The following is a 21330-nucleotide window of genomic DNA, read 5'->3' on the forward strand; positions in this document are numbered from 1 at the left end:
CCGGTGGTCAGACGAAGGCCGCCTGGCCGGTGATGCTGCGCCCGACGATGAGCGTGTTCATCTCGCGCGTGCCCTCGTAGCTGTAGAGGGCCTCGGCGTCGGCGAAGTGGCGGGCGACGTCGTAGTCGAGCACGATCCCGTTGCCGCCCAGCACCTCCCTGGCGTGCGCCACCGTCTCGCGCATGCGGGCCGTGGTGTAGGCCTTGGCCAGCGAGGCGTGCTCGTCGCGCTGCTTGCCGTCGTCGAGCATCTGCGACACCCGCACCACCATGCCGAGCGACGCGGTGATGTTGCCGATGCACTTGACCAGCAGGTCCTGCACGAGCTGGTGAGCGGCGATCGGCTTGCCGAACTGGATGCGCTCCCCGGCGTAGGCGAGAGCCGCCTCGTAGGCGCCGATCGAGTTGCCCACCGCCGCCCAGGCGACCTCTGCCCTCGTGAGCCGCAGCACGGAGGCCGTGTCGCGGAAGGAGTTCGCCTGCTGCAGGCGCAGGCTCTCGGGCACGCGCACCCCGTCGAGCACGATGTCGGCGTTCTGCACGATCCGGAGGCTCTGCTTGTCCTCGATCTTCGTGGCCGTGTAGCCGGGGGTCGAGGTCGGGACGATGAACCCCTTGACCTGGCCGTCCTCGGCGCTCTTGGCCCAGATGATGGTCAGGTCGCTGAACGTCGCGTTGCCGATCCAGCGCTTCGAGCCGTTCAGCACCCAGTCGTCGCCGTCGCGCGTCGCGACCGTGCGGAGGCCCTGCGCCGAGTCGGAGCCCGAGAGCGGCTCGGTGAGGCCGAAGGCGCCCACGAGCTCGCCGCTGGCCATCCGGGGCAGCCACTCTGCCCGCTGCTCGGGGGAGCCCCCGACGCTGATGGACCCCATCGCCAGGCCGTTCTGGACGCCGACGAAGGTCGCCACGGACGCGTCGACCCTGGCGAGCTCGAGCGCGACCCAGCCGCGGAACACGGCGGAGTTCTCGAACGGGCGCGTCTCCTCCCAGGGGAGCGCGAAGATGCCGAGGTCGGCCAGCCCCTTCACGATCCGCGTCGGGAACTCGGCCCGTGCCCAGTGGTCGTTGACGATCGGCTTCACCTCCGTCTCGAGGTAGCTCCGCAGGTCGGCCAGGACCGACTTCTCGCGGTCGGTGAGCAGGTCTTCGTACCCGTAGAAGTCGCTGGCGAGCGAGGTGAACGAGGTGAGGGTCGGTGTGGACATCAGGTGGCTCCGTTGCTCCGTGTCGTGGTGGCGACGACGACGCCAGCGCGCCGCCGTCCCGGGTGAGACGCGGCGAGCCTAGGCAGGCAGGTCGGCAGCGGCAAAGAGCTTGGTAGTTTTGGCCAAGGCCTCCCGGCCGGTGCGCTCGGCCCTTTGTAGAGGGGCCCCAAGCCCGGCCGCCGGGTCGCCGCGCACGCCGCCCGACGGGCACGACCCACGACACGCACGGAGAGCCATGTTCCTCGCCATCACCAACACCCCGCGCGACTACGCGTGGGGCTCCCGGACCGCGATCTCCGAGCTGCTCGGACGACGGCCGTCGGGCAGGCCGGAGGCCGAGCTCTGGCTGGGGGCGCACGCCGGGTCGCCGAGCATCGTCGTGGCCCCCGCCGTGGTCGACGGCGCGGACACCCTGGCCGACTGGTTCGCCGCCGAGCCGGCCAGGGCCCTCGGACGGGGCCGCACGGAGCTGCCGTTCCTGCTCAAGGTGCTCGCCGCCGACCAGCCGCTGTCGATCCAGGCTCACCCGACGCCCGAGCAGGCCGAGGAGGGCTTCGCCCGCGAGGAGGCGGCGGGCGTCCCCCTGGACGCGCCGCACCGCAACTACAAGGACCGCTTCCCGAAGCCCGAGATCATCGTCGCCCTGAGCGAGCGCTTCGACGCGCTCTGCGGCTTCCGCGACCCGGCCGAGACCCTGGCCGACATCGACGCGATCGACGCGGGGACCGGCCGCCTGTCGGCCCTGCGCGGCAGCGTCGCGGCCTCGCTCGAGTCGACGCTCGCCTGGCTCTTCGACGGCTCGGACGAGTCGCGACGGGTCGTCGGGTCCGTCGCCGAGCTGGCACGGGCGGTCGCCGACCCGAGCCCGAGCACCGCGACCGTCGTCGAGCTCGACCGCCTGTACCCGGGCGACCCCGGCGTCGTCGTGTCGCTGCTGCTCAACCGGGTGTCGCTCCGGGCCGGCGAGGCGCTGTTCCTTCCGGCGGGCAACGTCCACGCGTACCTCGGCGGGCTCGGCATCGAGCTCATGGCGCCTTCCGACAACGTGCTGCGGGGCGGCCTCACCCCCAAGCACGTCGACGTGCCCGAGCTGCTGCGCGTGCTCGAGTTCTCGCCGCTGCCCGTGCCGTGGCTCCGGCCGGTCGAGGTGGCCAAGGGGGTCGAGCGCTTCGCCCCGGAGGGCACCGGCTTCGCCCTGCTCCGCGTGCACGCAGGAGGCGCGGGCGCGGTCGTCGAGATCGGCGGGCCGAGCATCCTCCTCGTCACCGAGGGCGAGGTCGACGTCAAGGGACAGGACGGCACGATCCACCTCGCGAGGGGCGAGTCCGCCTTCGTGACCCCCGACGAGGTCCGCCTCGCGGTCAGCGGCGGGGGCCTCCTGTGGGTGGCGACGCCCGCCTGACGCGCGAGCGCCGCACGGCCGGGAGGCGCCTCCTCGCCTCGCTAGGCTGACGCCATGTCATGGTTGGTCACCGGCGGTGCCGGGTACATCGGGTCCCACGTCGTCCGCGAGCTCACGGGGGCCGGCATGGACGCCGTCGTCCTCGACGACCTCTCGTCCGGCCTCGAGGCGTTCGTGCCGAGCGACGTGCCGTTCGTCCGCGCGAGCATCCTCGACCGCGACGCCGTCGCGGCGGCGATCGAGCAGCACGGCGTGACCGGGGTCGTCCACGTGGCCGGCTACAAGTACGCCGGGGTCTCGGTGCAGCGCCCGCTGCACACCTACGAGCAGAACGTGACGGGCACCCAGGTGCTGCTCGGCGCCATGGCGGACGCCGGGGTCGACCGCGTCGTCTTCTCGTCGAGCGCCGCCGTGTACGGCACCCCGCCCACGGACGTCGTCACCGAGGACACCCCGAAGGCGCCCGCCTCGCCCTACGGCGAGAGCAAGCTGATCGGCGAGTGGCTGCTCCGCGACCAGGCGACGGCCGTCGGTCTCCGGCACACCAGCCTCCGCTACTTCAACGTCGTCGGCTCCGGCTCGCCCGACCTCTGGGACGCCAGCCCGCACAACTTGTTCCCGCTCGTGTTCGACGCGCTCGCAGCAGGGCGGGCGCCGCGCATCAACGGCGACGACTACGACACCCCCGACGGCACCTGCGTGCGCGACTACGTGCACGTGGCCGACCTCGCCGTCTCGCACGTCGCCGCAGCGCGCCGCCTCGACGCGGGAGAGCCGGTCGAGGCCGCCTACAACCTCGGCTCCGGAGGCGGGGTGTCCGTCGCGGAGATCATGGACGCGATGCGCGAGGGCACCGGCATCGACTTCACGCCGGAGGTCGGCCCGCGCCGCCCCGGCGACCCTGACCGCATCGTCGCCGACGGCGCCCTGGCGGCCCGCGACCTCGACTGGGAGATGCGCCACACGCTGCTCGAGATGGTGGCGAGCGCCTGGGACGCGGCTCCGCGCGGCTGACCCGGCGACACGCCGGAGCCCGCTTGACCCTCGATGAGGGGTGCAGGGTTTATGGGGTCCGACTTGACGTAGGCGAACTACACCGGTGTAATTGGCACATCGCAGCCGTCCAGGGAGCGAGCGACACGAGGGGAGATGTGCCATGGCGATCGACGAGAGCCGTGACGACCGAGACCTCGTCGCACCGGTCCGAGCGGGTGTGCCCGACGACTGGCACGTCGACCCGGTGCTGCTGGGCGTCCCCGGCGTCCGCAGGTCCGGCGAAGAGGACGAGGCCCAGCTCTCGTGGCAGGTCGACTCCCTCTGCGCGCAGACCGACCCCGAGGCGTTCTTCCCCGAGAAGGGCGGCTCCACCCGAGACGCCAAGAAGATCTGCGCCTCGTGCGACGTGCGGGCCCAGTGCCTCGAGTACGCGCTCCAGAACGACGAGCGCTTCGGCATCTGGGGCGGTCTCTCCGAGCGTGAGCGCCGCAAGCTCCGCAAGCGGGCCTAGCCCGTTCGTCCCGACGTCTCCACGGCGCCCGGCCCCCGAGAGGGGACGGGCGCCGTCGTCGTGCCGGGGCTGACGAGGCGGCTGTCCGCCGCCGGTCATCGGTCTCTCACAGGTAGGGACGGACCGGCGCGGCGCGGTGGACGCGAGGGGTGCCCGACCTAGGCTGCACAGGTCATGCAGCCGAGAGTCACAGCGATCCTCGTCGCCCCTGGTGGAGCGACATACCTCGACCGAACCCTCGACGCGTTGTCGCGGCAGACACGCCCGCCGGAGTCCCTCGTCGTCGTCGACGCCGGGGGCAAGGACGGCGAGGCCGGGCGGCTGTCGCTCAGCGGAGCGGCCCAGCTGACCAGCGTGCCCGCCGGCACGACGTTCGTCCAGGCGCTCGCGCAGGGCGTGCGCGTCTCGGGGCCCGGCGACTCGCCTAGGGACGGCGCCGCCGACCCCGACGAGTGGCTGTGGTTCCTGGGGCACGACAACGTGCCCCGCCAGGAGGCTCTCGAGCGCCTCCTGTCCCAGGTCGAGGTGTCGCCCTCCGTCGCGGTCGCGGGGCCGAAGCTGATGCGCCTCGACGACCCGACCGTCATCGCCGAGTTCGGCGAGACGATGACCCGGTACGGCGCCTCCATGCCCCTCGTCGAGAGCCAGCTCGACCAGGGGCAGCACGACCACCACGAGGACGTCCTCGGGGTGGCCGCCGCGGGCATGCTGGTCCGCCGCAGCGTCTGGACGGCCCTGGGAGGGTTCGACCCTGGTCTGCCGCACGTCGACGCGGCCCTCGACTTCTCGGTGCGCGCGCGCCTCGCGGGGCACCGCGTCGTGCTCGTGCCCGACGCGCGTGTGTCCAGCGCCGGCCAGCCTGAGGACTTCGGCCAGGCCCCCGGCGGCCACGCCCGCGCCGTCCGCCTGCACCGCGCCGCCCAGCTGCACCGCCGGCTCGTCTACGCGCCGCCCGCCGCCCTGCCGCTGCACTGGCTCTCGCTCGTCCCCCTCGCCTTCGTCCGCTCCGTCTGGCACCTCCTGACCAAGAACCCCGGGGCGGTCCCCGGCGAGTTCGCGACGGCCCTGGCGGCCGCGTTCGGGGGCTCGCGGGTCCTGCCGGCGAGGCGCGCGCTCGCGAGCACGCGGACGACCAGCTGGTCGGCCGTCGAGCCGCTCCGCGCCTCCTTCAACCTCATCCGCGAGCGTCGCGTCAGCGACCGCGACGCGCTCGTAGCGCACGGAGAGGACGCAACCGACCCGCGGGCGAGCTTCATCGGCTCCGGCGGGCTCTGGGTGGTGCTCGTCGCGGCCGTCGTGGGCGTCGTCGCGTTCCTCGAGTTCCTGCCGCAGCCGGCGCTGACCGGCGGCGGTCTCCTGCCCCTCAGCACCTCGGTCCCCGAGCTCTGGGACAACGTCGGCTGGGGCCGTCACGAGATCGGGACGGGCTTCGTCGGCCCCAGCGACCCGTTCACCGCGGTGCTCGCCGTGCTCGGCTCGATCACCTTCTGGTCCCCGTCCACCGCAGTGCTCGTGCTCTGGCTGGCGGCGCTGCCGGCCTCGGCGCTCGGCGCGTGGTTCGCCGCGCGTCGCGTGACGAGCCGCGCGTGGACGCCGGCCGTCGTCGCCGCGGTCTACGCGCTCTCGTCGCCCCTCCTGTCCGGCCTCCAGTCCGGCCACATCGGCGCGGTCGTCGCCCACGTCGCGCTCCCTTTCCTGATCTGGGCGCTGATCGGGTCGGCGAGGTCATGGGCGGCCGGGGCGACCGCCTCCCTGCTCTTCGCGGTCGTCGCCGCCTCGGCGCCCTCGTTGCTGCCCGCCCTCGTGGTGATCTGGCTCGGGTCGCTCGCCACCCGGCCCCGCGGCATCCACCGGATGCTCGCCGTCCCGCTGCCCGCCGTGGCGCTCTTCGTGCCGCTCGCCGCCGCGCAGATCTCCCGGGGCACCTGGTGGGGGCTGTTCGCCGACCCCGGCGTGCCCGCCAGGATCGAGCCGGCGTCGCCGTGGCAGCTGCTCGTCGCCTCGCCCGAGACCGGGCTGAACGGCTGGACGACCCTGCTCGCCGGGCTCGGCGTGAGCGGCTCGACGGCCGCGATCGTCGTGGCTGCGGCCTTCGCCCCACTGGCCCTCCTCGCCGTCGCCGCGCCCTTCGTCGGCCAGGCCCGCCGGGCGGTCCCCGCCCTGTCGCTCGCCCTGCTCGGCTTCGTGACCGCGGTCGCCGCGACCCACGTCTCGATCTCGGGCGTCGGCAGCGAGACGACCTCGGTCTGGGCCGGCGGCGGACTGAGCCTGTACCTGTTGGGCCTCGTCGGCGCCGCCGCGGTGACCCTCGACCGGCTGCCGCGCGTGGCGCCGACCGTGGGGGTCGTCGTCGCCGCCGTGAGCGTGGCGTCGGTGTTCCCGCTCGTGATCGCGTCGTACGTCGGCACCGGCGACGTCCGCCCGAGCTCGGGCCGCATCCTCTCCGCGTACGTCACTGCCGAGGCGGAGGCCTCGCCCGAGGTGGGAACCCTCGTGCTATCGCCGCAGCCGGACGGCTCCCTCGCGGTCTCGCTCGAGCACGGCCAGGGCGCCACCCTCGACGACCAGTCCACCCTCGACGCGACGGCGCAGCGACTCACCTCGACGAACGAGGACCTCACCGTGCTCGCGGGCAACCTCGTGAGCATCAGCGGCTTCGACCCGTCCGACGACCTCGACCAGCTCGGCGTCGGGTTCGTCCTGCTCGGCGAGGCCACGGACGGCGACGACGAGGCGCAGGCCCTCGAGCGCCGCGCGAGCGAGGCCCTCGACGGCACCGCGTCGTTCCAGCCCGTCGGCGAGACGACCAACGGCCTGCTGTGGCGCTGGGTGGACGCCTCGGGCGTCGCCCCCGACCGCGACGACGCCGGGCCGCTCCGCCCCGTGGTCCTGATCAGCTGGGCGCTCGTCTTCGGCTCCGCGCTGCTGCTGGCCGTGCCGACGGCTCCCCGTCGTCGACGCTCACGCGCCGGCGTGCCGGAGTCGGAGCAGCCCGCCACCACCTTCGACGAGGAGAGAGATGACTGAGCGACCCCTCATCGCGCGCACCCGGCGCATCGCGCTCGGCGCTGCCGGGCTCGCCGTGGCAGCCGTCGTCGTGGGCGCCGCTGGCGTCCTGCCGCTGCCGACGCTCCAGACGGTCCCGGCAGGCCAGCTCGTCACCCCCGTGGCGGTCGACCAGCAGCGCGTCTGCGCGGGCGGCCTCCTGCAGCTCTCGGACGACGAGGGCCAGCAGGCCACGACGGCCAGCTCCGTCGGGCGTGCCCAGGTCGCGTCCGCCTCGAGCACGGGCGACGACGAGAGCACCGCCCTGGCCGGGGCCGACGGCAGCGACTCCGACCCCGTGCTGTGGACGACGCCGGTGGAGGGGACGGACGTCCCCCTCGTGGCCGCGGCCCAGAGCCAGAGCGTGTCCTCCGGCGAGCTCGTCGGCTTCGCGGCGGCCCCGTGCACCGAGCCGACGAGCTCGACCTGGCTCGTCGGGGGATCGACCGAGACCGGCAGGGTGTCGCTCGTCGTGCTGGTGAACCCCACCGACGTCAACTCGACCGTCGACCTCGGCATCGCCGCGGAGAACGGCCGCGTGCAGGGACCCGGCATCGACGGCATCGTCGTCGCCCCCCGCAGCCAGAAGGTCGTCCCGCTCTCCGGCTTCGCGACCGGGCTCGTGTCGCCTGTCGTCCACGTCCAGAGCCGGGGCGGGCGCATCGTCGCCTCGCTGCAGCAGAGCGTCGTCCGCACCCTCGACCCCGGCGGGGTCGACATCGTCAGCGGGGCGGCCGCGCCCTCCCGTCAGGTGGTCGTGCCCGGGATCGTGGTGCGCGACTCCGCCGCCCTCGAGGGCGCGCTCACCGAGCCCTCGTCGGCCGACCTGCAGAGCGTCGTCCGGATCTACGTCCCGGGCGACGAGGCCGCGCAGGTCGCCGTGACGCTCGCCACGGCGGACGGCACCGGCGCGACGTTCCAGACGAGGGTCGAGGCCGGCCGGGTCGCCGACGTGCCGGTCGACGGGCTCGCCGACGGCACCTGGACGGCCACCCTCGAGTCGCAGGTGCCTGTCGTCGCCGGTGCCCGCACCTCCACCATCTCGGCCGAGGGCGCGGTCGACCTCGCCTGGGCGGCCGCCGCCCCGGCGCTGCGCGGCGACACCCTCGTGCAGGTGCCGCGGGGCGAGGGGCCGACCCTGTCGATGGCGAACCCCGGCTCGGAGGCGGTCACGGCGGTGGTCGAGGTCGGCGACGACGAGCAGCAGCTCACGGTGCCGGCGGGCAGCACGGTCGACGTCCCCGTCTCCGGCGGCGACGTCCTCACCCTGCGCGACGCGGACGGGCTGCGCGCCGCGGTCAGCTGGTCGGCGGCAGGGGCGATCGCGTCGTCACCCGTGACGTCGGCGTTCCCGGCGTCCACGCCGGTGGTCGTCTACCCGTAGGTCAGCCACCCGGAGGTCAGCTGCCCGTAGGTCAGCGGTCGCGCCAGCGATCGGGGGAGAGGTCCCACGGGTCCTTGCCGAGCAGGTCGCCGACGGCCTGCAGCACCCAGCCCTCGACGAGGACCCGGTGCTGCCACTCGCCGTCCCCCTGGCGGCTCGACTCGGGCACGTGCGAGAGCCGCTCGATCGGGAGCCGGTACACGACGACGGTGCGGGCGGCCCGGTCGACCCGCCACCGCTCGACCCTGGTCGGGTCGGGGAGCGCCGGCAGGCCCGCGACCTCGAAGGTCACGTCGGCGAGGTCGTCCGGCCACAGCTCGCGCAGGTGGTCCGCCGTCTCGGCGACGAGGTCGTCGAAGAGCTCGACCCTCGTGCGCAGGAAGGGCAGGTGCGGACCGGCGGCGGAGGAGCGGAGCCCGCGGCCGTGCCGGTCCCGACGTCGGGAACGGTCGGTGACGCGGACTCGGCGTGGCCTCGGCATCTCGCCATCGTAGACCGGCGGTATCGTGGCGGGCGATGAACGCCCGCCCCTGCAGCAAGGTCGCCTGCCACGACGACGCGGTGTCGACCCTCACCTACGTGTACGCCGACTCGATGGTCGTCGTCGGCCCCCTGAGCGACCGCGCGGAGCCGCACGGGTACGACTTGTGCGCCCGACACGCGTCGTCGTTGTCCGTGCCCAGGGGCTGGGACGTGCTGCGCCGGGTAGTTTTGGGGCATGACTACTGAGAACACCCCCGACCTCACCGCCTTCGTCAAGACCTACGACGTGCGCGGCCTGGTGGGGTCGCAGCTGACCGACGAGGTCGTTGAGGCCTTCGGGGCCGCCTTCGCCGACGAGGTCGGGGCGGCCGGCGGCGACCTCGTCGTCGGCCACGACATGCGCGACTCGTCGCCTGCCTTCGCGGCGGCCTTCTCGCGCGGAGCCCAGGCCAGGGGCGCCGACGTCGTCTCCCTGGGGCTCTGCTCCACGGACGAGTCCTACTTCGCGTCCGGCTCGCTCGACGCGCCGGCGGCGATGTTCACCGCCAGCCACAACCCCGCGACCTACAACGGCATCAAGATGAGCCGTGCGGGCGCCCAGGGCATCAGCCTCGACACGGGCCTGTCGTCGGTCCGCGACCGTGCGGCCCGCTACCTCGCCGACGGCATCGAGCCCGTGGACCAGGTGGGGTCGCTCCGCGAGCACGACGCTCTGCCGGGCTACGTCGCCCACCTGCGCGGCCTCGTCGACCTGACCGACGTCCGGCCCCTGAAGGTCGTCGTCGACGCGGGCAACGGCATGGGCGGCCTGACGGTCCCCGCCGTCCTCGGCGACGCGGCGGGGCTCCCGGCGCTGCCGCTCGAGATCGTCCCGCTGTACTTCGAGCTCGACGGCACGTTCCCGAACCACGAGGCGAACCCGCTCGAGCCCGCCAACCTCGTCGACCTGCAGGCCGCCGTCGTGGCCCACGGGGCGGACCTCGGCCTGGCCTTCGACGGCGACGCCGACCGCTGCTTCGTCGTCGACGAGAAGGGCGAAGCCGTCACCCCGTCGGCCGTCGCGGCCATCGTGGCCGTCCGCGAGATCGCCCGCGTCCGGGCGGCCGAGCCCGACGCCTCCATCTCGGTGATCCACAACCTCATCACCTCGCGCGCCGTGCCCGAGGCGATCGTCGCCTCCGGGGCGGTGCCGGTCCGCACCAGGGTCGGGCACTCGCTGATCAAGGACGAGATGCGCACGACCGGGGCGATCTTCGGCGGCGAGCACTCGGCGCACTACTACTTCCGCGACTTCTGGGGCGCCGACAACGGCATGCTCGCCGCCATGCACGTGCTGGCCGAGCTGGGACACCAGGACGAGCCGCTGTCGACCCTCACCGACCGCTACACGCCGTACACGGCCAGCGGCGAGATCAACTCGACCGTCACCGACGTCCCCGCCGCCTACACCCGCGTCGTCGAGGCGTTCACGGGCCGAGGCGAGTTCGACGAGCTCGACGGCCTGACCGTGTCGGGGGAGTCGGCCGACGGTGCCTTCTGGTGGTTCAACGTCCGCCCCTCGAACACCGAGCCGCTGCTGCGGCTGAACGCCGAGGCGGCGACGCGCTCGGGCATGGAGTCGGTGCGCGACGAGGTCCTGGCGCTGATCCGGGCGTCGTGATGGCCGACCACGAGGGCGGCGCCGCGGTCGACGCGCAGGCAGCCCCTGGCTACAGCGCGTCGAAGCAGCAGATCGTCACGCGGCTGCGCCGTGCCGAGGGCCAGGTCCGCGGCATCCAGCGCATGGTCGAGGACGACGTCTACTGCATCGACGTGCTGACGCAGGTGAGCGCGGCGACGAAGGCCCTCGAGACGGTCGCCCTGCAGCTGCTGGAGGACCACCTCGCGCACTGCGTCGCCGAGGCGGCGCGCGAGGGCGGCGCCGTGGCCGACGCGAAGATCGCGGAGGCGTCGGCCGCCATCGCGCGGCTCGTGCGTTCCTGAGGCGGTCGCCCGATCCTGGGCGACACACGGGGCGGCGTGGGCGAGAATGGTCGCATGCCCACTGACACGACCACGCTGCCCTACAAGGTCGCCGACCTGTCCCTCGCCGAGGCCGGCCGACACCAGCTCCGCCTCGCCGAGAACGAGATGCCCGGCCTGATGGCCCTGCGGGAGGAGTTCGGCCCGACCCAGCCCCTCGCGGGCGCCCGCATCGCGGGCTCGCTCCACATGACGGTGCAGACCGCCGTGCTGATCGAGACCCTCACCGCCCTCGGCGCCCAGGTGCGCTGGGCGAGCTGCAACATCTTCTCCACGCAGGACGAGGCGGCGGCCGCGATCGTCGTCGGCCCGACCGGCACCCCGGCGCAGCCCCAGGGCGTGCCCGTCTTCGCCTGGAAGGGCGAGACCCTCGACGAGTACTGGTGGTGCACCTCCCAGATCTTCGACTGGTCAGCCGAGGCGGCCTCGGCCGGCGCCTCCTTCACGGGGCCGAACATGATCCTCGACGACGGCGGCGACGCCACGATGCTCGTGCACAAGGGCCGCGAGTACGAGCTCGCCGGCGCGGTGCCGGACGACGCCCCCGGCGACAGCCACGAGTGGCGCGTGATCCTCGAGGTTCTCCGCGGCTCGCTCGCCGAGTCGACCGACCGCTGGACGACCATCGGCGCCGAGCTGCAGGGCGTCACCGAGGAGACCACGACGGGCGTGCACCGCCTGTACGAGCTCGCCCGCGCCGGCGAGCTGCTGTTCCCCGCCATCAACGTCAACGACTCCGTCACGAAGTCCAAGTTCGACAACAAGTACGGCATCCGCCACTCGCTGCCCGACGGCCTGATGCGGGCCACCGACGTGCTCATCGGCGGCAAGGTCGCCTTCGTCGCGGGCTACGGCGACGTCGGCAAGGGCGCCGCGGAGGCGCTCCGCGGCCAGGGCGCACGCGTCATCGTGAGCGAGGTCGACCCGATCAACGCCCTCCAGGCCGCGATGGACGGCTACCAGGTGGCTCGTCTGGAGTCCGTCGTCGAGACCGTCGACATCCTCGTCACGGGCACCGGCAACCTCGACGTCGTGACGGTCGACCACCTCCTCGCCCTCAAGCACCTGGCGATCGTGGCGAACGTCGGCCACTTCGACAACGAGATCGACATGGCCGGGCTCGAGTCGCTCGCCGGCGCCGAGCGCGTCGAGATCAAGCCCCAGGTGCACGAGTGGCGCCTCCCCACCGGCCGCAGCGTGCTCGTGCTCAGCGAGGGCCGCCTGATGAACCTCGGCAACGCCACCGGCCACCCCTCGTTCGTGATGAGCAACTCGTTCACGAACCAGGTGCTCGCCCAGATCGAGCTGTGGGCGCACCGCGAGAACTACGAGATCGAGGTCTACGTGCTGCCGAAGCACCTCGACGAGAAGGTCGCGCGGCTGCACCTCGACGCCCTCGGGGTCGAGCTCACCACCCTCACCGACGCGCAGGCGAAGTACATCGGCGTCAGCGTCGACGGCCCCTACAAGGTCGACCACTACCGCTACTGAGTCAGGCGCACGAACGCCCCCGGCCCGTCGTCGAGACGGGGCGGGGGCGTTCGTGCGTTCGTGCGTCGTCGCGGCCGTGATCAGCGTCGCGGGAAGCCGCGCACCGTCCCGGTGAGGGCGGGCTCCAGCCTGTCGAGCAGGGCGGCCTCACGCTGCAGGGCGACGCCCTCGCGCTCGCGACGGAGCGCGGAGACCGCCGCCAGCAGCGACTCGGGGTCCGTCTCGGGCAGGGGGGAGACGAACGGGGCGAGCTCGGCGGCGAGGGCCTCGGCGATGCGCCGACGGCTGTCGGGGCGGAGGGCGGGCGCCTGCTGCAGGAACGACGACACACGACGGGCGAGGGGATCAGGTAGGCGCGCCACGTCGGCCATGCCGGCCCAGCCGCCGAGGTGCGGCGGCACCTGGACCACGACGCGCCCCATGCGCGGCGCCCGCTCGTTGCGGCTGTAGGTGCCGGCCATGAGGTCGCCGAGGCGCCGCGACGAGCGGTTGAGGAGGGCGACGACGACCGCCAGCCCGCCCGTCGTCATCACGATCTCGAGCATGCCGACGAGCGACCGGGTGAGCGCGTGTCGGAGGCCGATCGCGCCTCCGTCGGTCCGCACGATCCGCGCGCCCGTCGCGAGCTTGCCGAGCGACCGCCCGTGCGAGGCCGTCTCGACCACGGTCGGCAGCCCGATCAGGCAGATGACGATCGACGCGACCATCAGGGCCTGCGCCGTGGCGTCGTCGACGGCGCCGCGGTCGTTCAGCGAGACGACCAGCAGCACGAGGCCGACGAGCACGACGACGTAGCTGAGGTAGTCGATCAGGGCGCCCGCGACGCGCAGGACGAAGCCGGTCGGACGGCGGTCGAGCCCGACCGCCTCGCCCGTGACGAGCTGGTCGTCGGCGCCGTCGAAGAACTCGACCTGGTCGGGACGCAGCGTCGGGGCCGACGCCGACCTCGAGTCGCGACCTGCGCGCGTCCGGCGCGCGCGGGTCGGCGTCGTCGGCGGGTGCGTCGTCGGGTCGGACATGCCTAGTATCTAAGCAGAATGGATCTCGACGCCTACGCCGCCGCCCACGGTCACGAGTGGACCGAACTCGAGGCCCTGGCGCGCCGTCGGCGCCTGACCGGTCCCGAGGCCGACGAGCTGATCCGCCTCTACCAGTCGGGTGCCGCCGAGCTGTCGGCCCTGCAGACGGCCGCGGGCCCGTCCGTGGTCGCGGACCGCCTGTCGCTGACCCTCTCGCGGGCACGCCTCCGGTTCACCGGGGCCGGCCGCAACCTCGCCTCCCAGGTCCCGACCTTCTTCGTCGCCCAGCTGCCCGCTGCGCTCTGGCGGGTGCGCTGGCTGTCGATCGCCGTGCTGCTGGTCACCGGCGTCGTCGCGACGTCGTTCGCCGTCTGGGCAGCCGGGTCTCCTGCGGTGCTCGCGTCGTTCGGGTCGGAGGAGTTCCGCCGCCAGTTCGCGACCGAGGACTTCGTGAACTACTACTCGGAGAGCGCGCCCTCGTCGTTCACCGGCCAGGTCTGGACGAACAACGCCTTCATCGCCGCCCAGTGCGTCGCGTTCGGCATCACCGGGGTGTGGGTGCCCTACGTGGTGCTGAACAACGCCATGAACGTGGGCATCTCGGCGGGCCTGATGGCCGAGCAGGGGCGCCTCGAGTACTTCTTCCTGTACATCCTCCCGCACGGCCAGCTCGAGCTGTACAGCATCTTCGTGGCGGGCGGCGCGGGGCTGATGATCTTCTGGTCGTGGGTGGCACCCGGCGCGCGCACCCGCGGACAGGCGCTCGCCCAGGACGGCCGGGCGCTGATCACGGTCGCCGTGGGGCTCATGCTGGCGCTGCTCGTGTCGGGCGTGATCGAGGGCTTCGTCACCCGCCAGGACTGGCCGTGGCCGATCAAGATCGGCATCGGCACGGTGGCCCTGGCCGGGTTCCTCGCGTACCAGTGGGTGCTGGGCGGGCGGGCCCACCGGGCCGGGCAGACCGGCGACCTCGACGAGTTCGAGGCCGGGGCGACGGAGCTCGTCGCCGGCTGAGCGGGCCTTCGGCGCTCGTGTGTGCTGCCGTGTTCAGGAACTCGGCGGGGCTGGGTCCTGAGTCGTGCACGGTTCAGGACCGCGCCTCCTGCGCTGGCACGATTCAGGAGGCGCGGTCCTGAATGCGGAGAGACCGGACCCGGACTCGGATCAGCGGGCGAGGGTGCACGCGGCCAGGGTGGTGCTGCCGTGTTCAGGAACTCGGGCGCGCCGGGTCCTGAGTCGTGCACGGTTCAGGACCGCGCCTCCCCCCGTCGCACGGATCAGGACCGATGTTCCTGAATGAGGAGGGGAGCGGGGAGCGGGGAGCGGGGAGCGGGGAGCGGGGAGGGGCGCGGCGCGGCGCGGGTCAGAGGCGGCCGGCGGCCTTGTAGGCGAGGTAGCGGTCGGCCAGCGCCGGCGGCAGGTCGGCGGGCGAGCCCGACACGACGTCGGCTCCGACCTGGCCCAGGGCGGCCGCGACACGGGCGACGTCGAGCCGGGCGCGCTCCGCGGCGGCGGCGCGGTAGACCTCGTCCCGGTTCGTCCGCGTGACGGCGGCCACGGCGAGGTCGGGATCGGTGACCGACGCCACGACGACGAGGTGACGCTGGCTGAGCTGCGGCACGGCGGCGAGCAGGCTGCGAGCGGAGCCGGGGGAGTCGACCGGCGTGACGAGCACGACGAGCGAGCGCTGGGTGGTGACCGAGCGGACGAGGCCGGGCACGGTCGACCAGTCGGTCTCGACGAGCTCCGGCTCGATCGGGGCCATCGTCTCGACCATCGTCGACAGCAGCGCGGCTCCGGTCGCGCCCTGCACACGGCCCCGCACGCGGCGGTCCACGACGACGAGGTCGACGTGGTCGCCCGCGCGCGACGCGAGCGCGCCGAGCAGCAGGGCCGACTCGAACGCGGTGTCGAGCCGCGGCTCGTCCTCGATGCGCGCAGCCGAGGTGCGGCCGCTGTCGACCACGATCACCACGCGACGGTCGCGCTCGGGACGCCAGGTGCGGACGACCAGGTCGCTGCGGCGGGCCGTCGCCCGCCAGTCGATCGAGCGCACGTCGTCGCCCCTGACGTACTCGCGCAGGCTGTCGAACTCGGTGCCCTGACCGCGGATCATCACGCTCGTGCGACCGTCGAGCTCACGGAGGCGGGCGAGACGGGACGGGAGGTGGCGGCGGGACGAGAAACGCGGCAGCACGCGCACGACGCCGGGGACGGCGTGCCCGGCCTGGCGCCCCGCGAGGCGGAGCGGGCCGATCGACCTGACGGTCACCTCCTCGGCTCGCCGTTCGCCTCGTCGGAACGGCGTGAGCGTCGTGGTGGCGCGCCAGGCGCGACCGGGCCGGACGACGAGCGCACGACGCGTGACCGAGGCCCCCGCGGACGGCTGCCAGGCGTCACGGACGACTCCGCGCAGCGTGCGGCGCCCCTCGTTGACGACGACCAGCTCGGCCGAGGTCGTCTCGCCGAGGCGGACGGGCCCCGGCAGCTCACGACGGATGCGCAGGAGGCGCGGCGACGCCGCCAGCGCGACGTCCAGCCCCCCGAGGGCGAGCACGAGCACGAGCCAGCCGACGAGCGCCCAGGCGCTGCCCGTCGCGACGATCGGCACGACGCCGAGCGCGACGAGCGCGACGAACCATCCGGTGACGGCCATGATCAGATCGGGACCCGCACCTGCTGCAGCACCGAGCGCAGCACGGCGTCGGCGTCGACGCCCTCGAGCTCGGCCTCCGGTCGCAGCTGCAGGCGGTGGCGCAGCACGGGCAGGGCCATCGCCTGGACGTGGTCCGGCGTGATGCGGTCGAAGCCGGTCAGCCAGGCCCAGGCCTTGCTCGCCGACAGCAGGGCGGTCGAGCCGCGCGGGCTCACGCCGATCTTGACCGAGGCGCTCTCGCGGGTGGCGCGGGCCAGGTCGACGACGTACGCGAGCACGTCGGGGGAGGCGCCGACCCGGCCGACCTCGGCCTGCGCCTGCGCGAGCTCGGCCGGCCCGAGCACGGGGGTGACACCGGCGGCGCGCAGGTCGCGCGGCGAGAAGCCCGCGGCGTGGCGGGTGAGCACCTCGACCTCGGCGTCGCGCGGCGGCAGGTCGAGGGTCAGCTTCATCAGGAACCGGTCGAGCTGCGCCTCGGGCAGCGTGTAGGTGCCCTCGTGCTCGACCGGGTTCATCGTGGCGGCGACGAGGAACGGCTGGGGCAGCGGGCGCGAGACGCCGTCGACCGACACCTGCCGCTCCTCCATCGCCTCGAGCAGCGCCGACTGCGTCTTCGGAGGGGTCCGGTTGATCTCGTCGGCGAGCAGGATGTTCGTGAAGACGGGGCCGGGACGGAACTCGAACTCGCCTGCCTTGGCGTCGTAGACGAGCGAGCCGGTGATGTCTCCGGGCATCAGGTCGGGCGTGAACTGCACCCGGTTGGTCTCGAGCGACGTGGCGTGGCTGAGGGCACGGACGAGCAGGGTCTTGGCGACGCCGGGGACGCCCTCGAGCAGGGCGTGGCCCTGGGCGAGGAGAGTGACGATCAGGCCGGTGACGGCGCCGTCCTGCGCGACGACGGCCTTGCCGACCTCGGTGCGCACTCGGGCGAAGGTCTGCTGGAGTTCGGTGGTCATGCGGCTGTTCTCCCGGTGGTGGTCGCAGGGCGAGGGGCGGTGGAGGCGGTCAGGGGCCAGGCCGACCCGGGGCCGGCCTGTCCGGACTCGGTCGGCCAGGGGCCGGTCGGCGGACGAGGAGGCGCGGCGCCGGTCACGAGGGAGCCGCCGCCCTGGCCGTCGCCCGCTCGAGGTCGAGCAGGCTGTCGCTGAGGCGGACGAGCTCGGCGTCGTCGGCAGGGTCCGCGTCGACCAGCACGTGCCGGAGCCCGCGGGGATCTGCCCCGACCAGGCCGGCGACGCGGTCGATCACCTCGTCGACCGACGACGTCGACGAGAGGCCGGCCAGCCGGGCGAGGCGGCCGAGCGTGCCGATGCGCAGCTGGTCGAGGGCGTGCCGGCGCTGGCCGGAGCGCTCGTACAGCCGCGCCCGCCCCTCGGTCGTCTCGGACGCGCGGACGACGACGGGCATCCGCTCGACCACGAGCGGCCCGAGGCGACGGCCGCGCCAGACCATCGCGGCGACCGCGGTCGCGGTGAGCAGGAGGAGCACGGGCGTGACCCAGCTCGGCGTCAGCGTGGCGAGGGTGCCGGCGCCCTCCGGGACGTCGTCGACGCCGGGGAGGTACCAGACGAGCTGGTCGTCCTGCCCGAGCAGGGCGAGGGCGTAGGCGGCGTCGTCGGCACCCGCCGTGGCGATCGTGCCGTTCGTCAGCGCCGTGGTCGTGCCGACGACCGTGACGCGGCGGTCGCCGTCGTCGACCACGACGAGCCCGGAGCCGTCCGAGTCGGGGTCGCGGACGCACGCGGTGACGTCGACGCCGGCGCCCTGGTCGACGCCGGCGGCGGCGTACGCGAGGCCGGCGGCGTGGACGCGCTCGACCTGCGACAGCTCGGGCACGTCGCAGCCCAGGTCACGGACCCCGTCGGCGACCTCGGCGACGGCGGAGACGCCGGGGGCGACCGCGTCCAGCGCCGTGGCACCCGGGGCGAGGAGGACGAGCGAGCTCGCGGCGTCGCCGAGCTCGCTCCACTGGTCGGCGACGAGGTACGAGCCCGCGTCGTCGACGACCACGGTGGTGTCCGGACGCGCAGCGGCCTCTCGTGCCTGGTCGAGCGACGACACGACGCGGACGGACACGCCCTCGTCGCGGAGGACCTCGACGAGGGCCTTCGCGCCGGCGGGCGCGGGGTTCTCGGGGCCGAGCGCCCGGCCGCCGGACGCGTCCGAGCCGCTGAGGAGCACCGCCCCGACCGCGCCGAGCAGCGCGAGCACGCCGAGCGCGACCCAGGGCCGCGCCCGGCGGGCCGAGGCACGCACGGTCGACGTCGTCGCCGTCACGAGGCGGCCACGGGGGCGGGCGCGGGGGCGAGCTGCTCGAGCTCGAGCTCGCGGTCGAGGGCGCTGATGTCGCGCCAGGCGGCCTCGGAGCCGGGCCGGTCGAGGTAGCGCACGCCGTCGAAGCTCTCGGCGGCAGACGCCAGCCGGTCGGCCAGCGCGGGGAAGAGCTGCCCGGCCCTGGCGCCCACCGCGCGGGCGGTCGTGCCCGGCGTCGTCGTGAGCACGTCACGCTCGACGAGGCCCCGGGCCAGGGCGCGGAACGACTCGGTCACTGCGAGCACGAGGTCGCCGGCGGCAGCGGCCTCGGCGGCTGCCCGGCGGAGGCGGTCCGCGTCGCGGTCGTCGCCCTCGCCGAACAGCTCGGGCCCGCGGGCGGAGCGCCGGTTCAGCCGGGGCACCCCGTAGACCGCGAGCACCACCACGAGGACGACGACCACGACCACGAGCAGCAGCACGAGGGCCACGGCGGGCGCGCCCTCGACGCCGCCGAAGCGGATTCCGTTCAGCCAGTTCCAGAAGGCGTCGGCCGCACGGTCGAGCCAGGTGGGCTGCGCCGCGACGTAGTCGCGACCCGTGAGCTCGCGCAGCAGCAGCCGGCGCGCCTCGTCGGGGTCGGGGTCGAGGGGGGCGGCGGCCAGCAGGGTCGTCGTCGGGGTCACTGCAGAGGTGCCCCGCCCTGGCCGTCGGGGCGGTGCTGCGCGGGGCGCTGCTCGTCGGGGCGCTGCTGCGCGGGCAGCTGCGGCTCGGGGGAGCGCCACGGGTCGGGCAGGTCGACCTGGCCGCGGCCGCGGGCCTCGACGTGGCGCACCAGCTCGAGGTCGAGCCCCTCGGTCCGCATCCGCCGGTCGACGTAGACGAGGCCGACGGACGCGGCCTGGACGACGGAGCCGATGGCGGTCACGACGGCGCTGACGGCGATGGTGAGGACGTACGCGACGGCCGCCACCGCGATCGCGCTGCCGTCCACGTCGCCGGTGGGCGAGATGAGGCTGCCGAAGACCCCGAACAGCAGGGAGAACGGCGCGGTGACGACCTGCGTGGCGATCTGGATCATCACGAAGACGAGCGCGACGACGCCGAAGGTGCGCCAGAACGAGCCGCGGACGAGCGACCACGAGCGGGCGACTGCCGCCCGCAGGGGCATCCGCTCGAGCATGAGGGCGCTGGGCACCAGGCTGAGCTTGATCGTGAGCCAGGCGCCGAGCACGAGCAGGCCGAGTCCGAGGAGCACGCCGACGCCGATGCCGACGCCCACGCTCGGCCCCGTGCCGACGACGATGCCGATCACGACGACCCCGACCACGAGGCCGGCGGCCACCAGGTAGGCGAGCGTCAGCAGGGCCGACCAGCCCGTGAGCGCGCCGATGCGACCTCGAGCCAGCGTCCAGAGGCCGCCCAGCCGGAGGCGCTCGCCGAGCAGCTGACGGGAGGTCTCGAGCACGAACAGGCCCTGCAGCAGCGCGCTGACGACCACGGTGAGCAGCACGGGGACGAGGGTGGCGAGCACGACGGTCGCGACGGCGCCGGCCGCGACGGCGTCGCGGTCCTCCGGCAGCGCCGACTCGACGCGCGAGAAGGCGAAGAACGCGCTGCCCCCGGCCGCGCCGACGGTGACGACGAGCAGCACGACCTGCGCCAGCAGGGCCGTGCCGAAGGTGGTGCGCGGGTTGCGACGGAACACCTGGAACGACGCCGAGAGGATCTCGCCGAACGTGAAGGGACGGAGCGGCAGCAGACCAGGGCGAGGAGGCGGCGTCCAGGCACCGGGACCGCCCTGCGGCTGCGGGGCGGCCGTCTGCCCGTACGAGGGCTGTTGCCCGTATGGGTGCTGCTGTCCGAAGGGGGACTGCTGTCCCTGGTAGGCGGGCGGACCCGTCGGCGGAGCAGGAGGAGCAGCAGGAGCAGCAGGCCCGGTCGGGACGCGCTCGCCCCAGCGCGGTGCGTCCTGCGCCCCGGGGGCCGCCCAGTCGTTCGGATCGGTCATGGCTTCCCCCGGTGGTCCGCTGTCGAGGTCGTCCTCGCTCGTGGGGCCATGTTTCCACAGGCGGGACGGGCGTGCCAGCCGACCCGCGCCTCCCTCGCCGCCGATCCGCGCCTCCTGCACTAATCTGGGTCGACGTGCCGCGACCTGAGCGGCCCAGCCGAAGACGGAGACCATGACCCCACGCATCCTGGTGGTGGACGACGACCCCGCGCTCGCCGAGATGATCGGCATCGTGCTGAGGGCCGACGAGTTCGAGCCGCACTTCTGCGCCGACGGCGACGGGGCGCTCGACGCGTTCCACGACTCCTCGCCCGACCTGGTGCTGCTCGACCTGATGCTGCCCGGCAAGGACGGCCTCGAGGTCTGTCGGGCGATCCGGGCCGAGAGCGGGGTGCCGATCATCATGCTGACCGCGAAGGGCGACACCGTCGACGTGGTCCGCGGGCTCGAGAGCGGCGCCGACGACTACGTCGTCAAGCCGTTCAACCCGAAAGAGCTCGTGGCGCGCATCCGGACCCGCCTGAGGCCGCCGACCGAGCCGACCAACGACGTGCTCACGGTGGGCGACCTGCGGCTCGACGTGGCGGCGCACGAGGTCCGCCGCGGCGACGCCGTCATCGCGCTGACGCCCCTCGAGTTCGAGCTGCTGCTGGCCCTCGCGTCGAAGCCGCAGCAGGTGTTCACCCGCGAGATGCTGCTCGAGCAGGTCTGGGGCTACCACTACAAGGCCGACACGCGACTCGTCAACGTCCACGTGCAGCGGCTGCGGGCCAAGGTCGAGCACGACCCGGACGCCCCGCGCATCGTCACGACCGTCCGCGGCGTCGGCTACCGCGCCGGCGGCGGGGCCTAGCAG

The 21330-nt window shown here is 73.9% G+C and carries 19 protein-coding genes; 11 read left to right on the top strand and 8 right to left on the bottom strand.

From position 1 onward, the window contains the following. Positions 1-7: 7 nt before the first annotated feature. Positions 8-1204, bottom strand: coding sequence for an acyl-CoA dehydrogenase family protein (locus JOE35_RS06585; protein WP_209560419.1), 1197 nt, complete (start codon positions 1202-1204; stop codon positions 8-10). Positions 1205-1439: 235 nt separating this feature from the next. On the opposite strand from JOE35_RS06585, the gene manA reads away from it, so the two are divergent. From manA to JOE35_RS06610, 5 genes are all read left to right on the top strand, one after another. Then, entirely contained in the window at positions 1440-2606 is a 1167-nt protein-coding gene (gene manA / locus JOE35_RS06590) for a mannose-6-phosphate isomerase, class I (protein ID WP_209560420.1), read from the top strand. Positions 2607-2660: 54 nt separating this feature from the next. Further along, the gene (gene galE, locus JOE35_RS06595; protein ID WP_209560421.1) at positions 2661-3620 is read left to right on the top strand and encodes a UDP-glucose 4-epimerase GalE; all 960 of its coding nucleotides are present in this window, start codon (positions 2661-2663) and stop codon (positions 3618-3620) included. 142 nt (positions 3621-3762) lie between these two features. Next, complete coding sequence (locus JOE35_RS06600) at positions 3763-4113, top strand: WhiB family transcriptional regulator (protein ID WP_194612560.1); 351 nt, start codon at positions 3763-3765, stop codon at positions 4111-4113. A 174-nt stretch (positions 4114-4287) separates the two neighbouring features. After that, positions 4288-7140: a glycosyltransferase gene (locus JOE35_RS06605; protein WP_209560422.1), complete on the top strand. Its 2853-nt coding sequence runs from the start codon at positions 4288-4290 to the stop codon at positions 7138-7140. Next, positions 7133-8542, top strand: a complete 1410-nt coding sequence (locus JOE35_RS06610) for a DUF5719 family protein (protein ID WP_209560423.1) — start codon at positions 7133-7135, stop codon at positions 8540-8542. Before JOE35_RS06605 ends, JOE35_RS06610 begins: the two co-directional genes overlap by 8 nt. A 31-nt stretch (positions 8543-8573) precedes the next feature. Here the strand turns inward: JOE35_RS06610 and JOE35_RS06615 are convergent, their stop codons facing one another. Beyond that, positions 8574-9023 (bottom strand): hypothetical protein, encoded by a 450-nt coding sequence (locus JOE35_RS06615; protein ID WP_209560424.1) that lies wholly within the window; start codon positions 9021-9023, stop codon positions 8574-8576. A 35-nt stretch (positions 9024-9058) separates the two neighbouring features. Between JOE35_RS06615 and JOE35_RS06620 the strand changes: the two genes are divergently transcribed. The 4 genes from JOE35_RS06620 to ahcY are packed head-to-tail and all read left to right on the top strand — an operon-like array spanning position 9059 to position 12538. After that, on the top strand, positions 9059-9271 hold the full coding sequence (locus tag JOE35_RS06620) for a DUF3499 family protein (protein WP_209560425.1): 213 nt from the start codon (positions 9059-9061) through the stop codon (positions 9269-9271). Beyond that, positions 9261-10685 carry a phosphomannomutase/phosphoglucomutase gene (locus JOE35_RS06625; RefSeq protein ID WP_209560426.1) on the top strand — a complete coding sequence of 475 codons (1425 nt, stop codon included), beginning with the start codon at positions 9261-9263 and terminating at the stop codon, positions 10683-10685. The genes JOE35_RS06620 and JOE35_RS06625 overlap by 11 nt, the downstream gene beginning before the upstream one ends. After that, positions 10685-11008, top strand: a complete 324-nt coding sequence (locus JOE35_RS06630; RefSeq protein WP_209561917.1) for a metal-sensitive transcriptional regulator — start codon at positions 10685-10687, stop codon at positions 11006-11008. The genes JOE35_RS06625 and JOE35_RS06630 overlap by 1 nt, the downstream gene beginning before the upstream one ends. A gap of 54 nt (positions 11009-11062) precedes the next feature. Then, positions 11063-12538, top strand: coding sequence for an adenosylhomocysteinase (gene ahcY / locus JOE35_RS06635; protein ID WP_209560427.1), 1476 nt, complete (start codon positions 11063-11065; stop codon positions 12536-12538). A gap of 80 nt (positions 12539-12618) precedes the next feature. Here the strand turns inward: ahcY and JOE35_RS06640 are convergent, their stop codons facing one another. Next, positions 12619-13557, bottom strand: coding sequence for an RDD family protein (locus JOE35_RS06640; protein WP_209560428.1), 939 nt, complete (start codon positions 13555-13557; stop codon positions 12619-12621). Positions 13558-13575: 18 nt separating this feature from the next. Between JOE35_RS06640 and JOE35_RS06645 the strand changes: the two genes are divergently transcribed. After that, positions 13576-14571 (top strand): stage II sporulation protein M, encoded by a 996-nt coding sequence (locus tag JOE35_RS06645; RefSeq protein WP_209560429.1) that lies wholly within the window; start codon positions 13576-13578, stop codon positions 14569-14571. A 349-nt stretch (positions 14572-14920) separates the two neighbouring features. Here the strand turns inward: JOE35_RS06645 and JOE35_RS06650 are convergent, their stop codons facing one another. The 5 genes from JOE35_RS06650 to JOE35_RS06670 form a co-directional block, all read right to left on the bottom strand. Further along, on the bottom strand, positions 14921-16213 hold the full coding sequence (locus JOE35_RS06650; RefSeq protein ID WP_209560430.1) for a DUF58 domain-containing protein: 1293 nt from the start codon (positions 16211-16213) through the stop codon (positions 14921-14923). A 2-nt stretch (positions 16214-16215) separates the two neighbouring features. After that, the gene (locus JOE35_RS06655; protein ID WP_209560431.1) at positions 16216-17169 is read right to left on the bottom strand and encodes a MoxR family ATPase; all 954 of its coding nucleotides are present in this window, start codon (positions 17167-17169) and stop codon (positions 16216-16218) included. A 133-nt stretch (positions 17170-17302) separates the two neighbouring features. Next, a complete protein-coding gene (locus tag JOE35_RS06660) occupies positions 17303-18490 on the bottom strand; it encodes a DUF4350 domain-containing protein (protein WP_209560432.1) in 1188 nt (395 codons plus the stop codon). Beyond that, positions 18487-19149, bottom strand: a complete 663-nt coding sequence (locus JOE35_RS06665) for a DUF4129 domain-containing protein (RefSeq protein WP_209560433.1) — start codon at positions 19147-19149, stop codon at positions 18487-18489. Before JOE35_RS06665 ends, JOE35_RS06660 begins: the two co-directional genes overlap by 4 nt. After that, positions 19146-20474, bottom strand: coding sequence for a glycerophosphoryl diester phosphodiesterase membrane domain-containing protein (locus JOE35_RS06670; protein WP_209560434.1), 1329 nt, complete (start codon positions 20472-20474; stop codon positions 19146-19148). The genes JOE35_RS06665 and JOE35_RS06670 overlap by 4 nt, the downstream gene beginning before the upstream one ends. A 172-nt stretch (positions 20475-20646) precedes the next feature. Here JOE35_RS06670 and mtrA point away from each other — a divergent pair, with 172 nt between their 5' ends. Beyond that, positions 20647-21327, top strand: a complete 681-nt coding sequence (gene mtrA, locus JOE35_RS06675; protein WP_209560435.1) for an MtrAB system response regulator MtrA — start codon at positions 20647-20649, stop codon at positions 21325-21327. The last annotated feature ends 3 nt before the right edge of the window (positions 21328-21330 follow it).

It is taken from the genome of Frigoribacterium sp. PvP032 (assembly GCF_017833035.1).
GTDB lineage: Bacteria > Actinomycetota > Actinomycetes > Actinomycetales > Microbacteriaceae > Frigoribacterium.

Excerpts from the sequence above, each read along its gene's own strand:
- JOE35_RS06585 (WP_209560419.1), bottom strand. The coding sequence starts at position 1,204 with ATGTCCACACCGACCCTCACCTCGTTCACCTCGCTCGCCAGCGACTTC.
- manA (WP_209560420.1), top strand. The coding sequence starts at position 1,440 with ATGTTCCTCGCCATCACCAACACCCCGCGCGACTACGCGTGGGGCTCC.
- galE (WP_209560421.1), top strand. The coding sequence starts at position 2,661 with ATGTCATGGTTGGTCACCGGCGGTGCCGGGTACATCGGGTCCCACGTC.
- JOE35_RS06600 (WP_194612560.1), top strand. The coding sequence starts at position 3,763 with ATGGCGATCGACGAGAGCCGTGACGACCGAGACCTCGTCGCACCGGTC.
- JOE35_RS06605 (WP_209560422.1), top strand. The coding sequence starts at position 4,288 with ATGCAGCCGAGAGTCACAGCGATCCTCGTCGCCCCTGGTGGAGCGACA.
- JOE35_RS06610 (WP_209560423.1), top strand. The coding sequence starts at position 7,133 with ATGACTGAGCGACCCCTCATCGCGCGCACCCGGCGCATCGCGCTCGGC.
- JOE35_RS06615 (WP_209560424.1), bottom strand. The coding sequence starts at position 9,023 with ATGCCGAGGCCACGCCGAGTCCGCGTCACCGACCGTTCCCGACGTCGG.
- JOE35_RS06620 (WP_209560425.1), top strand. The coding sequence starts at position 9,059 with ATGAACGCCCGCCCCTGCAGCAAGGTCGCCTGCCACGACGACGCGGTG.
- JOE35_RS06625 (WP_209560426.1), top strand. The coding sequence starts at position 9,261 with ATGACTACTGAGAACACCCCCGACCTCACCGCCTTCGTCAAGACCTAC.
- JOE35_RS06630 (WP_209561917.1), top strand. The coding sequence starts at position 10,685 with ATGGCCGACCACGAGGGCGGCGCCGCGGTCGACGCGCAGGCAGCCCCT.
- ahcY (WP_209560427.1), top strand. The coding sequence starts at position 11,063 with ATGCCCACTGACACGACCACGCTGCCCTACAAGGTCGCCGACCTGTCC.
- JOE35_RS06640 (WP_209560428.1), bottom strand. The coding sequence starts at position 13,557 with ATGTCCGACCCGACGACGCACCCGCCGACGACGCCGACCCGCGCGCGC.
- JOE35_RS06645 (WP_209560429.1), top strand. The coding sequence starts at position 13,576 with ATGGATCTCGACGCCTACGCCGCCGCCCACGGTCACGAGTGGACCGAA.
- JOE35_RS06650 (WP_209560430.1), bottom strand. The coding sequence starts at position 16,213 with ATGGCCGTCACCGGATGGTTCGTCGCGCTCGTCGCGCTCGGCGTCGTG.
- JOE35_RS06655 (WP_209560431.1), bottom strand. The coding sequence starts at position 17,169 with ATGACCACCGAACTCCAGCAGACCTTCGCCCGAGTGCGCACCGAGGTC.
- JOE35_RS06670 (WP_209560434.1), bottom strand. The coding sequence starts at position 20,474 with ATGACCGATCCGAACGACTGGGCGGCCCCCGGGGCGCAGGACGCACCG.
- mtrA (WP_209560435.1), top strand. The coding sequence starts at position 20,647 with ATGACCCCACGCATCCTGGTGGTGGACGACGACCCCGCGCTCGCCGAG.